The 14,358-nt window shown below is 66.5% G+C and carries 7 protein-coding genes; 3 read left to right on the top strand and 4 right to left on the bottom strand.

Translation table 11 applies throughout. The features are described 5' to 3' along the window. The first annotated feature begins 53 nt into the window (after positions 1 to 53). Positions 54 to 1,079 (top strand): histone deacetylase family protein, encoded by a 1,026-nt coding sequence (locus LPJ38_RS35000; protein ID WP_145638180.1) that lies wholly within the window; start codon positions 54 to 56, stop codon positions 1,077 to 1,079. Between the two features lie 140 nt (positions 1,080 to 1,219). Here the strand turns inward: LPJ38_RS35000 and LPJ38_RS34995 are convergent, their stop codons facing one another. The 4 genes from LPJ38_RS34995 to LPJ38_RS34980 form a co-directional block, all read right to left on the bottom strand. Then, entirely contained in the window at positions 1,220 to 2,200 is a 981-nt protein-coding gene (locus tag LPJ38_RS34995; RefSeq protein WP_145638177.1) for an LLM class flavin-dependent oxidoreductase, read from the bottom strand. Continuing rightward, positions 2,197 to 2,928, bottom strand: coding sequence for a 4'-phosphopantetheinyl transferase family protein (locus tag LPJ38_RS34990; RefSeq protein ID WP_145638175.1), 732 nt, complete (start codon positions 2,926 to 2,928; stop codon positions 2,197 to 2,199). The genes LPJ38_RS34995 and LPJ38_RS34990 overlap by 4 nt, the downstream gene beginning before the upstream one ends. Before the next feature lie 231 nt (positions 2,929 to 3,159). After that, positions 3,160 to 3,330 (bottom strand): hypothetical protein, encoded by a 171-nt coding sequence (locus tag LPJ38_RS34985; RefSeq protein ID WP_167520586.1) that lies wholly within the window; start codon positions 3,328 to 3,330, stop codon positions 3,160 to 3,162. 140 nt (positions 3,331 to 3,470) lie between these two features. Continuing rightward, on the bottom strand, positions 3,471 to 9,929 hold the full coding sequence (locus tag LPJ38_RS34980; protein WP_145638171.1) for a non-ribosomal peptide synthetase: 6,459 nt from the start codon (positions 9,927 to 9,929) through the stop codon (positions 3,471 to 3,473). 136 nt (positions 9,930 to 10,065) lie between these two features. Here LPJ38_RS34980 and LPJ38_RS34975 point away from each other — a divergent pair, with 136 nt between their 5' ends. Both LPJ38_RS34975 and LPJ38_RS34970 read left to right on the top strand, forming a co-directional pair. Next, positions 10,066 to 13,530 carry an ATP-binding protein gene (locus tag LPJ38_RS34975; protein ID WP_145638168.1) on the top strand — a complete coding sequence of 1,155 codons (3,465 nt, stop codon included), beginning with the start codon at positions 10,066 to 10,068 and terminating at the stop codon, positions 13,528 to 13,530. A gap of 1 nt (position 13,531) precedes the next feature. Beyond that, a complete protein-coding gene (locus LPJ38_RS34970; RefSeq protein ID WP_145638165.1) occupies positions 13,532 to 14,323 on the top strand; it encodes a protein-L-isoaspartate O-methyltransferase family protein in 792 nt (263 codons plus the stop codon). Positions 14,324 to 14,358 lie beyond the last annotated feature (35 nt).

Below are 14,358 nucleotides of genomic sequence, written 5' to 3'. Positions count from 1 at the left end.
GGGACCAAGACATCCGTGGCACGTCAACAAGGATGCGACCACGGAGTGTTGGAGTGAAAGCCGTCCATACCGAGCTGCACCGCAGCCATGATCCGCAGTTCTTTCTGGTTCGCGGTGTCGTCAAGCGCACCACCGAGCAGCCCGAGCGCGCCGACCGCCTGCTCAAGGGGCTAAAGGACGGCAAGCATCAGCTGGTCGAGCCGACGACGTTCGGGCAGGGGCCCCGCGCGCGGATTCACAGCCCGGAATATCTGTCGTTCCTGAGCGAGGCCTGGGACGCCTGGACCGCGCTCGGCGATTCCGGCCCGGAGATGATCGGCAACATCCACCCGGTGCGCCACGCCGCGACCTATCCCACCCACATCGTCGGCAAGCTCGGCTGGCACACCGCCGATACCGCGGCGCCGATCGGGCCCGGCACCTGGGCCGCCGCCTGTGTCGCGACGGACGTCGCAGTCACCGCGGCGCAGATGGTGATGGACGGCGAGGATGCAACCTACGCGCTCTGCCGTCCGCCCGGCCATCACGCCTATCGCGACATGGCCGGCGGCTTCTGCTTCCTCAACAACAGCGCGATCGCGGCGGCGCATCTGCGGCAGAAGCACGAGCGCGTCGTCATCCTCGACGTCGACGTCCATCACGGCAACGGCACGCAAGGAATCTTCTACGCGCGGCCGGACGTCTACACGATCTCGATCCACGCCGATCCGGTCGCGTATTATCCCTATGTGTGGGGCTATGCCCATGAGCGCGGCGAGGGGCCGGGTCTCGGCGCAAATCTCAATATTCCGCTTCCGATTGGCACCGGCGATGACGGCTACATGCAGGCGCTGGAGGCCGCGCGCAGGGCGATCGAGTCGTTCGCGCCGGGTGCGCTCGTCATCGCGCTCGGCTTGGACGCCTCCGAGCACGACCCGCTGAAGGGATTGGCGGTCACCACGCCCGGCTTCCGCCGCATCGGCCAGGCCATCGCAAAGATGGGCCTGCCGACCGTGTTCGTGCAGGAGGGCGGCTATCTCTCGGATATTCTGGGCGCGAACCTGACCTCGGTGCTGGCGGGATTCGAAGAGGCGCGGTGAGGCCGGCTCTTCACCTCTCCCGCCCTGGTCGTCATGCCCGGGCTTGTCCCGGGCATCCACGTTCTTTGAGCGCGCGGCAATGCGTGGATGGCCGGGACAAGCCCGGCCATGACGGCGGAGAGAGCAGCGCTCGCAAATCTCTAAAACATCCCGCTCGCCGCGAGTGCCTTGCGCACGTGCTGCATCTCGGTCTCGTCGGCGACCATGTCGAGCATAACAGTGGTCAGGCCCTTCGCCGCAAATTCCTTCAGCTTTGCGCCGATCTCGGCGTAGCTGCCGACTAGGTACGGACAGTCGGCCTGGAAGGTCAGGAACGGCAGGAGCCAGTAGCCATTGTCGGCAAGCTCGGCGTTCTGTCCGGCATAGAGGTGCCGCTTCCATACCGAATCGGTGTTCTCCATGGTCAGCAAGAGCAGCTCGCGATCATCGGGGTTGTCGCGGAAGCGTGCTTTCGCGGCCTGCCGCGCCTCGTCGGGTCCCTCGCGGGCAAAGATCCCGAAATTCATGCCGGGCGCAGCGAGGCCGCGATCGAGGTCGGGCGGCAGCATCTGCATCTTGATGCAGCCGGTGTCCCGTGCCACGCGCTGCGCCGCGTCCGACTGGCCCGCGATCAGGAATTCCGGCATGAGCTCTGCCGGCAGGCGCGGTCGCAATTGCAGATGTCTGGCGTGATAGAAGCGCCCCTGGAAGTTCACCGGCCGCGGGCTTGTGAGCAACTCGCGCATCAGCGTGACGAATTCGCCGAGCCGGACGTAGCGGTCGGCATGCGAGGCGTCATCACCCAGCCCCTGCAAATCGCTGACCGCGGTGCCCGTGATCATGTTGAGATAGACCTTGCGGCCGTGGAGCTGCGCGAAGGAGGAGACGAACCTCGCCGCCGTGAACGGGTGCACATAGACCGGATTGACCGCGATCAGCGGCGAAGTTTGCGCCGTCTCTGCGATGATGTGCTGAGCCATCGCCCAGGGCTCGACGAACACGTCGTTGCCTTCGAACAGCAGAATGCCTTCGAAGCCGTTCTGGTCGGCGAACTGGGCCACCCGCATCAGCTCGCCGACATAGGCCTTGGGATCGCGGTTGCGTGAAATCGCCGGAAAGACGCGCAGCCGCGGAGCCGTCATTCAGCCGCTTCCCGGAGCGGCCATGCGTTGCGGTTGATGGGAAGGCCGCCGGCCGCACGGGAGCCGTCGGCGATCGCGAGGCGGTGCGAGGGCGATGGCGAGCACAGCGAGAAGCGCCATCCTTGGGGGTCGTCGGCGATGTCGGGCTTGAAGCTGATCTCGATCGCCTCGTGCGACACCTGCATGGCGAAGGCATCGAGCGGCAGATTGAGCCCGAAGCCCCTGGCCTTCAGATAGGCCTCCTTGAGCGTCCAATAGTCGAAGAAGCGCTCGATCGCGGCGGGCTCGGGCAGCCCGCGCAAGGCTTCGACCTCTTCCGGCGCGAAGAATCGAAGCGCCGTGGACAGCGGCGCGACGCGCCGGGACACGGTTTCGACATCGACGCCGACGGCCTCATGCCTCGACACGACACAGGCGACGCAGCCGTCGGCATGCGACAGGCTGAAATGCAGTGCGGGCGACGTCTTGGGCGCTGCGACGAACGGCCGCCCGTAACGGCCGGCACCAAAGGACCAGTCGGAGGGGGCAACGTTGGAGGCGACCTGCGACAGCGCCATGCGCAGCATGGCATGCGCGAAGATATACTGCCGTCGATGCCGCTCGAACATGAAACGGTCGGCCTTGGCCCGTTCGTCGACCGAAAGCAGGCGCCGACACGCATCGACCGCGCCTGGCGCGTCGATGGTTTCGATCAGTCCAACGAATAGTTCAATCCTGTCGTCTGCCATCAAAAAGGCCTTTGGCGTCGGGCGAGGCCAAACCCGGTCCCGGCGGAAGAATCAACGGAGCAAGAAGCAACCTGGGCGGACCGCTCCTAGCGATACACCCGGGCAATTTCTTGTCGATTTGCAGGCCGGTTTACAGGCGCAAGCTTGTGCGAGACCCCAACGCGACGCACAAGCGGCCCAACTCCGAAAGCCCAAAGTCTGAAGTTCGTACGGCGTCCCGGCCGACGAAGCTTACTTTTTCTTCTTCTTGGCTTTCTTCGATCCGCTCAGCACCGAAAGGCTGGCGTCGACTTCCTTCAGCGCGGACTGGAGCTTCTTCTTCTCGGCGGCGAGCAGCTTCTGAAGGGCCTTGCGATCCTTGTCGCTCAGCGTGGCGCCCCTGGCAAATTTGATGATACCCATAACACTCCCCGGGTTGAAATGATCGTCCAAATCAAAACGCGAGAATAATCTTGCGCGCTAGCGCCAAATAATCAAGCTGCAACTTGCTCATTCACAGCTGTGGCGAGTGATCCCGTATTGATCCCGTCATGTGCGGCCGGTCATGCCGCCCTGCGATCGAGCAATCGGCCGAGCGGTATGTTGGGCTCGGCAACAGCGGCCGGCAAGAGCGCGACGAGGTCCTCCATCCATGCGCCGACCATATGGCCGTCGAGCAAGTCGCGCTTGTAATTGCATGAACCGGTGATTCCGGTCGGGCGCTCCTTGAGCATCAGCGACAGCCAGGTCCGGTCGATCGGCAGCACCGGCTGGCCTTCGCGCGCGATGTTGCCGATCGACTCGGTCACGAGATCGGGCAGATCGAGCGGCTGGCGCAGTGGATTTTGCAGGGTGAAATAGACCTGGAGCAGCGCGGCCGGATCGATCCCCTGCCGCTCCAGATGGTCGGCCAGGATGTTGAACGGCAGCTCCTGCCGCGCATGCGCGTCCAGCACGCTCTGGCGCACCCGCGCCAAGGCCTGCGCGAACGAGACCTCCGGCGTGAGCATGGTGCGGATGATGACCGTGTTCTCGAACGGGCCGATGATCCGGTCGGTGTCCGGCTGGGCGCGATTGGCCATGGCGGTGGCGACCGCGATGTCGGTGCGGCCCGTTCGCGCCAGCAGCAGCGCCTTCAGGCCGGTGAGGAGGCACATGAACAGGGTGGCATTGTGCTGGGCGGCGAAGGCCGTGAGCCGGCCGATCAAATCGGGCGCGAGGTTGACCGGGTGACGCCCCGTGGATGCGCTCGGGCTTGATTCGCCGTCGAAGAGCCGGCTTGCGCCGCGCAAATTCTCGGTCCAGTCGGCGGCCTGACGGCGGGCCGCGTCGGTGCCGCACCACCAGCGTTGCCAGCGCGCAACGTCCGAGAAAGCCGGAGGCGACCTCAGGAGCGGCACCGATGGATATCCGGCCAGCGCCGCATAGCGATTGGACCATTCCTCGAACAGCACGCCGATCGACCAGCCGTCGACGACGGCGTGATGCAACGTCAGCAGCAGCACGTGTTCGTCGTCATGGAGCCGCAACAGCCGCGCGCGCAGCAGCGGCGCACGCGTGGTCTCGATCGGGGTGAAGGTCTCGCGCTCGATCAGCAGTTTGATCTTCCTGAGCTCGAGCGCCCTGCGCCGCTTGTTGCGGTGGGGATGACCATCGCCGATGGTCTCGACCGTCAGGACACCGGCGACGGCGTCGGGGGCCGAGATGCGGCTGACGGGCTCTCCGCCGCGCCGGCCGAACGCGGTGCGCAGCGATTCGTGTCGGCGCACGACGTCGTCGATCGCCTGCGCCAGGGCGGCTGGATCGAGCGGTCCCTGGAGGCGGAAGGCAAACGGCAGGTTGAACAGCGGCAGATCCGGCAGGTTCTGCTCGATCCGCAGCATCTGATCCTGCGCGATCGAGAGCGGCGCAGGTCCGCTATCGGCGAGGCTTCTTTCGGCCAGCTTTGGCCCGCTCGCGGCAGGCTTGCGCGGCTTTGCCGCCACCGCCGCATCGACCTGCCGGGCAAGCTCTTCGATGGTCGGCGCCTCGAAGATGGTCTTGATCGGCAGCGATACCCCAAGCGCCCGGGCGATGCGCGCCATGGTCCGGCCCGCGAGCAGCGAGTGGCCGCCGAGATCGAAGAAATTGTCGGTGACGCCGATGCTCTCGACCTTGAGCAGGTCGATCCAGATGTCGGAGAGCACCTTCTCAGTGAAGCGCCGCGCCGGCACGGCCGTATCCGGTCCGGACGCCTCCTCGAGCGCCGGCGCCCGCAGTGCCGACCGGTCGAGCTTGCCATGGGCGTTGAGCGGCACCTGATCGAGGAACAGGAAGGCGGACGGGATGGCGTGACCCGGCAACCGGCTCTTCAGGAATTCGCGCAGCTCGCTGGCGCTGCTTCTGCTGCCGGGCCGTGCGACGATATGGGCGACCAGCCTAACATCGCCGCTCGCCTCACGGCGCGGCTCGACGATGCCTGCGCGCACGTCGGGATGCGCGGCAAGCGCGTTCTCGATCTCCTTGAGCTCGATGCGGTGGCCGCGGATCTTGACCTGATGGTCAGCGCGGCCGAGGCACTCGATCGTGCCATCAGCGCGGCGGCGGGCGAGGTCGCCGGTCCGGTAAAGCCGGCTGCCGGTCCGGCGCGAGAACGGATCGGGCAGGAAACGCTGCTGGTTCTGCGCGGGATCATTGATATAGCCGCGGCCGACGCCGGCGCCGCCGATGCAGAGCTCGCCGGTGACGCCAACAGGCAGCGGCTGCAGGTCTGCGTCGAGCACGTAGAGCTGGGTGTTCGGCAGCGGAGCGCCGACCGGGATGTTGCCGGTCGCGATTGCCGGCGCCTTGGTTAGGCGATGCAGGGAGACGTCGTCCGAACATTCCGAGGCGCCATAGGCGTTGATCAGCGGCACTTTCGGGCAGCGCGCGAACCAGGCGTTGCAGAGTTCGACGGGCAGCGGCTCTCCGGTGGAGATCAGCAATCGCAATTTGGCGAAGGCGCGTCCGACCTGTGCCTCGCTCATGCGCTCGACCACCACCCGTAGCAGCGACGGCACGATCTCGAGCACCGTAACGCCTTCGCGCTCGATCTCCTGCGCCAGCTGAATCGGGTCCTGCACGATCGTGTTGCCGCAGACATGCACGCGTGCGCCGACCATGGGTCCGGCGAGGAACTGCCAGACCGCGATGACGAAGCTCTGCGGCGCCGTCTGCGCGATCACGTCCCTCGCCGAGAGGCCGAGCTCGGCGACGAGCGAGGCCAGATGGTTCGACAGGCCGCGCTGCTCGATCATGACGCCCTTCGGCGCGCCGGAGGAGCCGGATGTGTAGACGAGATAAGCAAGGCTGGAGGCGGCACGTGGTGCGGCGCGGACCGGCTTGGTCGCCGCTGGCGCGACCACGTCTTCGAGCTCGGCCACATGGATGCGCTCGACCAGCGGCTCGATCAGCGCCTCGACCATGGCGGACTGGGCCCGTCCGACCAGCAGTACGCCGGCACAGCTCGATCCGAGGATGGTGGCAAGGCGTGCCGGCGGCTGGTCGGGATCGAGATTGAGGAAGGCCGCGCCCACGCGCTGTACCGCGATCATCGCCGCGAGCAGGTCGGGCCCGCGCTCCGCCAGCAGAGCGACCACGCTCTCGGCACGGACGTCTTCACGCGCCAGCCAGTGCGCGATCGCGTGGCTGCGGCGCGCCAGCTCGCGATAGCTCAGGGACGTTCGGCCGTCCGACACCGCAACCGCGTTCGGCGTGCGCTTGGCCTGACGATCGAAGCGCTCGCTGAAATTGCCGCGCGTGGTGAAATCGGCCGCCATGCCCCGGCCTCTCGCGAGCAATTGCCGGCGCTCGGTCTCGGTCAGGAGCGGCAGGCGCGAGATGCGCTGCTCCGGATCGGCGATGGCCGCCTTGAGCAGGGTCTTGAACTGGGTCGCCATGGCTTCGATCGTCGCCGCCTCGAACAGATCGGTGGCGTATTCGAAGAAGCCGGTGAAGCGGCCGTCGGCCTCGACCAGTTCGAGCGTGACGTCGAAGCGCGCGACCTTGGGATCGACTTCCAGCCGCCGCGTCGAAAAACCCGGGAAGCGCGCCGCCTCGATCGAGGCATTCTGGAGAATGAACATGATCCGGAACAGCGGATTGCCGTCGCTGCGGCGTGCGATCTGGAGCGCGCGCAGCACCTCCTCGATCGGCAGATCCTGATTGCGATAGGCGTCGAGCGTGACCTGCCGCACCCGCCGCAACATCTCGCCGAAGCTGGGATCGCCGCTGAAATCGTTGCGCAGGATCAGCGTGTTGGCGAATAGCCCGATCAGGCGCTCGCTTTCGATCTGGTTGCGGTTGGCGATCAGCGATCCCGTGGCGACATCCTCATGCGCGGTGTGGCGGAACAGCAGGCACTGGAAGGCCGCGAGCAGCGTCATGAAGGGTGTCACGCCCTGGTCCTGGCTCAGCCTGCGCAGGTCGGCCGACAGGGGCTTGGAGAATTCGAGATAATGCCGGGCCCCGTGACCGCTCCAGGCCTCCGGCCTCGGTCGGTCGGTTCGCAGCGGCAGCGTGGTGACCCCGTCGAGCTGGGTCCGCCAATAGTCGAGCTGCTCCCTGGCGGCCGGCGTTTGCGCCCAGCTCTGCTGCCAGAGCGCAAAGTCGCGATATTGGAAGGCGGGCGGGGGCAGTACGGCGGCGCTTTGCTTTCGCGCGGCCGCATAATGAGCGGCAAGCTCCTCCCAGAACAGCCGCTGCGACCAGCCGTCGGTGACGAGGTGATGGACGTTGACCACCAGCGCGTGGTTCGTTCTGTCGAACGACAGCAGCGAGACCCTCAACGGTGCCTCACGGGCGAAATCGAACGGATATTGCGCGAGCTTGAGCGCCTCGCGCCTGATGATTGCGGCGCGCTTGTCGGCCGGGCAGGGCTTTAGCTTGATCCGCTCGAACGGCGGCGGTGATTGCAGGACGCGCTGCGTCGGCTCGCCCTCGGTTTCGATGAAGATCGAGCGCAGCGCTTCGTGGCGCGCGCAGATCGCGGTGAGGCTTGCAGAAAGCGCGGCGACGTCGACCGGGCCTTTGAGAACGGCAACTTCGACGACATTATAGTTGTAGCGGGTCGGATCGAGCCGGGAGAGCACATACATCCGCTGCTGCTGGAATGACAGCGGTGCATCTGCCGCAGCGGCCTGACGCCAGGCCGGCAGCGCCGGTTCGCGACGGCTTGCGGCGGCGTCAAGCCGTGCGGCAAGCGCGGCCACGGTGGCGCAATCGAAAATGTCCTCGAACGAGAAGTCGACGTTGAAACGCTCGCGCAGGCGCGAGCGCATCTGTGTCACTGCGAGCGAATCCGCGCCGAGCGCGAACACGTCCTGATCGGTGCCGACCCGCGGCAGCTCCAAGAGACTGGCCCAGATCGCGGCGAGCTGGGTCTCCAGCGCGTTGCGTGGCGCCTGCGCCTCATTGCCGCTCTCCGTGGTGGCGATCAGTGCGGCCAGCGCATTGCGTTTGACCTTGCCGCTGGCGCCCTTCGGCAGCGCCGCCACACTGCGGATCAGGCTCGGCACCTTGTAGGCCGCGAGCCGCTTTCGCGCGAACTGGCGCAGCTGGTCCGAGCTCGCCTCGGAACTCGGCCGCAGCACCACGACCGCGGCAACGTTCTCGCCGAGCTTCTCATGCGGAACCGCGAACACCCCGGCCTCCAGCACCGCCGGATGGCTGAGCAGGACCTCTTCCACCTCCAGCGGCGAGATCTTCTGGCCACCGCGGTTGATGACGTCCTTGATGCGGCCGACGATGAAGAGATAGCCGTCTTCGTCGAGATAGCCGAGATCCCCGGTCCGGAACCAGCCATTGCGGAATGCGGCTTTGGTCGCGGCCTCGTCGTTGTAATAGCCGCGGCTCATGTTGGGACCGCGCAGCATGATCTCGCCATGCGCGCCGCTCGCAAGCGTGCGTCCCGCCTCGTCCATGACCGCGATCTCCGGGCCCGCGGCGCGGCCGACCGATCCGATCTTGCGCAGCTCGAACGGGTTGGCCGCGATCTGCGAGGCCGCCTCTGTCATGCCGTAGGTCTCGAGCACGGGGACACCGAAGGTTGCTTGCAGTCCTTCGAGGATCGCCGGCGCCAGCGAGGCCGAGGCCGAACGGATCACGCGCAGTGACGACGACCTGGCACGGTCGGGATCAGCCTCCGCCGCCGTCAGCAGCGCGCGATGAATGGTCGGCACCGCCGTGTACCAGGTCGGCTGCAGCTCCCGCATCCAGCCGAAGAAGGACGATGCATCGAAACCGTCGGTGCAGATCACGCTGGAGCCCGCGGCCAGCGCCGTCAACAGGCCGGAGATCAGGCCATGGGCGTGGAACAGCGGCAGCACGTTGAGCAGGCGATCGTGCGGTGTGAGCGACAGCACGCGGCCGGCATTTTGCGCCGACAGACACACGTTGCGATGGGTCAGCGGCACCATTTTCGGCCGCGCCGCCGTGCCCGACGTCATCAGGATGAATGCATCGTCGTCGGCGCCTGAGACACCGCTCGTGCTTGCCGGCCCGATCATTGGGCCGCCGAAGGCGCAACCGCCGAGATCGCTGATCGGTCCCGGCACGAAATCGATCACCGCGATGTCGAGCGTCCTGGCGACGTCACGACTGGCCGAGTCCATGTCGGCCCGGGTCACGAGCGCCGTCAGCTTCAATTCACTGAAATAGCGTTGCAGCTCATCCGCGGTCAGGTCGGGATTGACGGGGACGCAGGCGCAGCTCGAGGCGACTGCGATCAGCGCCAGCGCGCTGTCGGCGCTGCGCGGCAATGCGACCGCTATGCGGTCGGCCGGCGCAATGCCGAGCCCGCGCAGGGATCGGACCAGTTGCCGGATCGATACGGCCAGCGCGCCATAGCTGAGCGCCGGCCGCCCTGGGGCGAGCAGGGCGGGTGCCGCTGGCATCCTCTGCGCGTGGACGTCGAGGAGGCGGCCGATATGCGCAAGGGACTTGGTTTCGGCGCTGGCAGCTCCCGATCCCTCTCCCGCTCCGGATGCGATGTCCGACAACGCCATTCCCTTTTGATCTGATTGAGCTATTCTTCCCAAGACTTAGGGAACGCGTCCAGTCTGAGGTGAAGTTCGGGCCTCAAAATCTGTGGTTGAGGGGCCCAAAGCCCTTCGACGGAGTGATGGTCGGGCGGAAATCACCATGCTGGAGAATGAGCCGGACACGGGAACGGAGGGCGGGCTGAAGCGCTGGCTCGAAGGCATTGGCCTCGGCCACTACACCGATCTCTTCGCGCAGCACCGCCTCGATCTCGACGTGATGGCGGACCTGACCGAGTCGGATCTGGCCGAGCTCGGATTGCCGCTCGGCGATCGCAAGCGGCTTCAGCGGGCGATGTCGGCGCTGTTTAGGGACGAAACGGCGGACGTGCCGGCTGTGGCCGCGCCGCCGCAAAAGCGCGCGGAGGTCGGCGCGGAACGGCGTCAGCTCACGACCATGTTCTGCGACATGGTCGATTCCACCTCGCTCTCGGTGCAGTTCGATCCGGAAGACGTGCGTGACATGATCGCGAGCTTCCGCGAAACCTGTGTCCGCGTCGTCAAGCATTACGAAGGCTTTGCCGCCCGCTTCGTCGGCGACGGTATCTTGGTCTATTTCGGCTATCCGACCGCCCATGAGGACGACGCCGAGCGTGCGGTACGCGCCGGGCTCGAGATCGTGCGGGTGCTGTCGAGCGCGCGGGCGATCGAGCCGCGCGGTGCGCTCAGCCACTCGCCGGCCGTGCGCATCGGGATCGCGACCGGTCTCGTCGTGGTCGGCGATCTGGTCGGGCAGGGCACCGAGGAGCGCGACTCCGCGGTCGGTGAGACCGTCAATCTCGCCGCGCGCCTGCAAGGCCTGGCGCCGCCCAATGGCGTCGTGATCTCCGCCTCGACCCAGTCGCTGCTGAAAGGGAAGTTCGAATTCCGCAATCTCGGCGTCCACGATCTGAAGGGCATCTCCGAGAAGGCGCAGGCCTGGCACGTGATGCGTGCCTCGCGGGTGGAGACCCGCTTCGCGGCCGCCATGGGCACGCGTCTGACGCCGCTCGTCAACCGCGAGGAGGAGATCGCGCTGTTGATGGGGCGCTGGCAGCAGGCCAAGGACGGCGACGGCCAGGTCGTCGTCAAGTTCGGCGAGCCCGGCATCGGCAAGTCGCGCATCATCCAGGAAATCTTCGAGCGGATCTCCGGCGATCGCCATGGGCAGGTCTCCCTGCAATGCTCGCCTTACTACACGTCCACGGCGTTCTATCCATTCGCCGAGCAGCTCAAATTCACGCTCGGGCTCGACCGCGAGGATTTTTCCGCGCTGTCGCTTTCGGGCCTCGAAACCGCGATCGCCGCCGCGCATGGCGACATCGAGCAGGTGGCGCCGCTGTTCGCCGCGCTGCTGTCGATACCGACGGGCGACCGCTATCCACGGCTCGACCTTTCGCCGCAACAGCAGAAGGACGCGACCGTCGCCGCGCTGGTCAATCACTTCCTGGGGCTTGCGCGCGAGATGCCGCTGGTGATCGCGTTCGAAGATCTGCATTGGATCGATCCGACCTCGCGCGAGGTCATCGACCTCCTGGTCGAGCGGGTGCAGAACCGGCCGGTCCTGGTCATCATCACCGCGCGGTCCGAATTCCAGCCGAGTTGGAACGCACATTCCCACATCACCACCCTGGTGCTGAATCGCCTGAGCCGGCAGCTGCGCACGACGCTGGTCGAGCGCGTCGCGGGGCGAGAGCTGCCCAAGGAGGTCGTCGAAGAGATCATCGTCAAGACCGACGGCGTGCCGCTGTTCCTGGAAGAGCTCACCAAGACCGTGCTCGAATCCAACCTCCTGACCGAGCGGCACGGGCGCTACGTGCTGTCGGGCCCCTGGCGGCAGCTCGCGATTCCGGCGACCCTGACGGACTCCCTGATGGCGCGGCTGGACCGGATGGGGCCGTTCAAGCGCATCGCGCAGATCGGCGCCACCATCGGCCGCGAGTTTTCCTACGAGACGCTCCATGCGGTCGCCAATACGCCCGCCGAACAGATCGAGGCTGCCCTCAATCGTCTGGAGGAGGCGGGGCTGATCATGCGGCGCGGCCATCCGCCCGAGGCGCTCTACTCCTTCAAGCACGTGATGATCCAGAACGCCGCACATGCAAGCCTCCTGCACAGCGAGCGCCGCAAGCTGCATTCCCGGATCGCCCAGGTGCTCGCCGAAATGTATCCGGAGAAGACCGAGCGCGAACCGGAGTTGCTGGCCCATCACCTGACCGAATCCGGCCAGAGCGAGGGCGCCGCCAGCTTCTGGCTCAAGGCCGGCAAGCAGGCGGCCAAGAGCGGCGCCAATCTGGAAGCGATCGGTCACCTGCGCCGCGGCCTGACCGTCGTGCAGGCCAACACCCGCATGCAGGGCGCCGACGAGATGGAGCTCGAGCTGCGCATTGCGCTCGGCAACGCCCTGATCGCCGCCAAAGGCTATGCGGTGCACGAGGTCGAGGAGAACTACAACCGCGCGCTCGAGCTCGGCCAGCAGCTCGACGACGACGAAAAGGCCTTCGCCGCCACGCGCGGGCTCTGGGTCTGTCATTTCATCCGCGCCGATCTCACGCGCGCGCACGATCTCAGCGTCGAGCTGTTGCGATTCGCCAAGCGCGAACGGCTGAACCAGCGCATCCAGCCGGCACAGCAGACCGGTTATCTGATCGAGGCGCACCGCTCGATCGCGATGACCATGCTGTATCGCGGCCGCTTTGCCGCCTCGCAGCATCATCTGCACCGCTGCATCAACCTCTACAGCCCCGATCTGCACTCAGGCCTGATGGAGCGGCACGGCATCGATCCCGGCGTCGTCTCGCTGTCCTATCTCGGCTATCTCCTGTGGTTCCTCGGCCGGCCGGACGCGGCGCGCCAGCACAGCGAGCAGGCGATCGCCAATGCCGAGAAGATCCGCCATCCGTTCACGCTCGCCTTCGCGCTCGTGTTCAGCGCTTATCTCTGCCAGCATTTGCGCGACGTCGAGGGCACGCGTGATCACGCCAACCGGGCCATGATCATCGCCACCGAGCACAATTTCCTGCACTGGAAGCAGCAGGCGGCGATCCTGCGCGGCTGGGCGCTGGCGCAACTCGGCGAAGCCGATGAAGGCCTCAGCCAGATGCGCTTCGGCCTCGACGAGTACGAGGCGATGGATTCCTGGCTCGCCGGCTGCTGGTTCCGCTGCCTGCTCGCGGAGGCCTACGCCAAGGTCGGGATGCGCGATGCCGCCTTGCGCGCGTTGGACGGCGCGCTCGCGACCGCGAGACGAACCGGCGATCACTCCTACCTCGCCGAAGTCTATCGCCTGCAGGGCGAGATCACGCTGTCGGACGGCGATCCGGCATCGGCGCGGGAGGCCGAGGATATGTTCGGTCTGTCGCTGGAGATCGCGCGCAAGCAGGGCGCGCTGTCCTGGGAGCTTCGCACCGCCGTCAGCCTCGCGCGGCTGTGGTACGAGGCCGGTAGGCGCGAGCCCGCGAGCCTGCTGCTCGTACCCATCGTCGGCAGGTTCAGCGAGGGCTTCTACACGCCGGACCTGAAGCAGGCGATGCAGCTGGTCAGCGAGCTCGGTGCAGACGCACTCGTGCGCGAGCAGGTCGATCCCTGACATGAGCGATCTCGCTGCCGCGCGTGCGCGCTATGTCGAGAGGATCGCAAAGCGCGAGCGGATTGGCTCGAAGCGCCTGCTCGAAGCGCTCGCCGCTATTCCTCGCGAGGATTTTCTGGCCAAGGGGCCCTGGCGCATCAAGAGCGAGGCCGCGCGCATCTACCGGCTGACGCCAGATGCCGATCCCGTGCATCTCTACGACAATGTGCTGGTCGCGATCGATGCGCGCCGCAAGCTCGACACCGGGTTGCCGAGCCTATGGGCGCATTTCATCGACCAGCTCGATGTCGGGGAGAAGGATCGCGTGCTCCAGATCGGCTGCGGACTCGGCTATTTCTCGGCGGTGCTGTCGAAGATCGTTGGCCCAAAGGGCAGGGTGACTGCAATCGAATGTGACGAGCGGTTTGCGGCGCGCGCTGCGGATTATCTTCGCGCCTATAGCAATGTCGAGGTGGTCCACAGCGACGGATGCGAGGAGAGCCGCGAAACGGCAGACGTGATCATCGTCCACGCCGGCTTCTCGCATCCACATCCGCACTGGCTGCAATCGCTCCGTCCGCGCGGCCGCCTCCTGGTGCCGCTGACCCAGCGGGACCGCGAAGGCGCCGCCCTCAGGATCACGCGCAAGGGCAGGAGCTTTGTGGCCGAGGCGGTGCAGCAGATCCGGATATTCCCCGGCCAGGGCCGCGGTGCGACCGCGCTCGACGACCGCGTCGCCGACTGGTGGCAGCGCGCCTCCGCCCTGGCGCCGCTGCGCTTTCGCAGGCTCGAGCAGGGGCTGCCGGCGGATTAGGCCGGCTGGTGGTCTTGGAACCTTGCGCCCTTTCT

Source organism: Bradyrhizobium daqingense (genome assembly GCF_021044685.1).
Taxonomy (GTDB): domain Bacteria; phylum Pseudomonadota; class Alphaproteobacteria; order Rhizobiales; family Xanthobacteraceae; genus Bradyrhizobium; species Bradyrhizobium daqingense.
Note: the sequence above shows the minus strand (reverse complement) of the source record. Positions and strands in the feature narration are given on the sequence as shown.

Excerpts from the sequence above, each read along its gene's own strand:
- LPJ38_RS34995 (WP_145638177.1), bottom strand. The coding sequence starts at position 2,200 with ATGACGGCTCCGCGGCTGCGCGTCTTTCCGGCGATTTCACGCAACCGC.
- LPJ38_RS34990 (WP_145638175.1), bottom strand. The coding sequence starts at position 2,928 with ATGGCAGACGACAGGATTGAACTATTCGTTGGACTGATCGAAACCATC.
- LPJ38_RS34985 (WP_167520586.1), bottom strand. The coding sequence starts at position 3,330 with ATGGGTATCATCAAATTTGCCAGGGGCGCCACGCTGAGCGACAAGGAT.
- LPJ38_RS34980 (WP_145638171.1), bottom strand. The coding sequence starts at position 9,929 with ATGGCGTTGTCGGACATCGCATCCGGAGCGGGAGAGGGATCGGGAGCT.
- LPJ38_RS34975 (WP_145638168.1), top strand. The coding sequence starts at position 10,066 with ATGCTGGAGAATGAGCCGGACACGGGAACGGAGGGCGGGCTGAAGCGC.
- LPJ38_RS34970 (WP_145638165.1), top strand. The coding sequence starts at position 13,532 with ATGAGCGATCTCGCTGCCGCGCGTGCGCGCTATGTCGAGAGGATCGCA.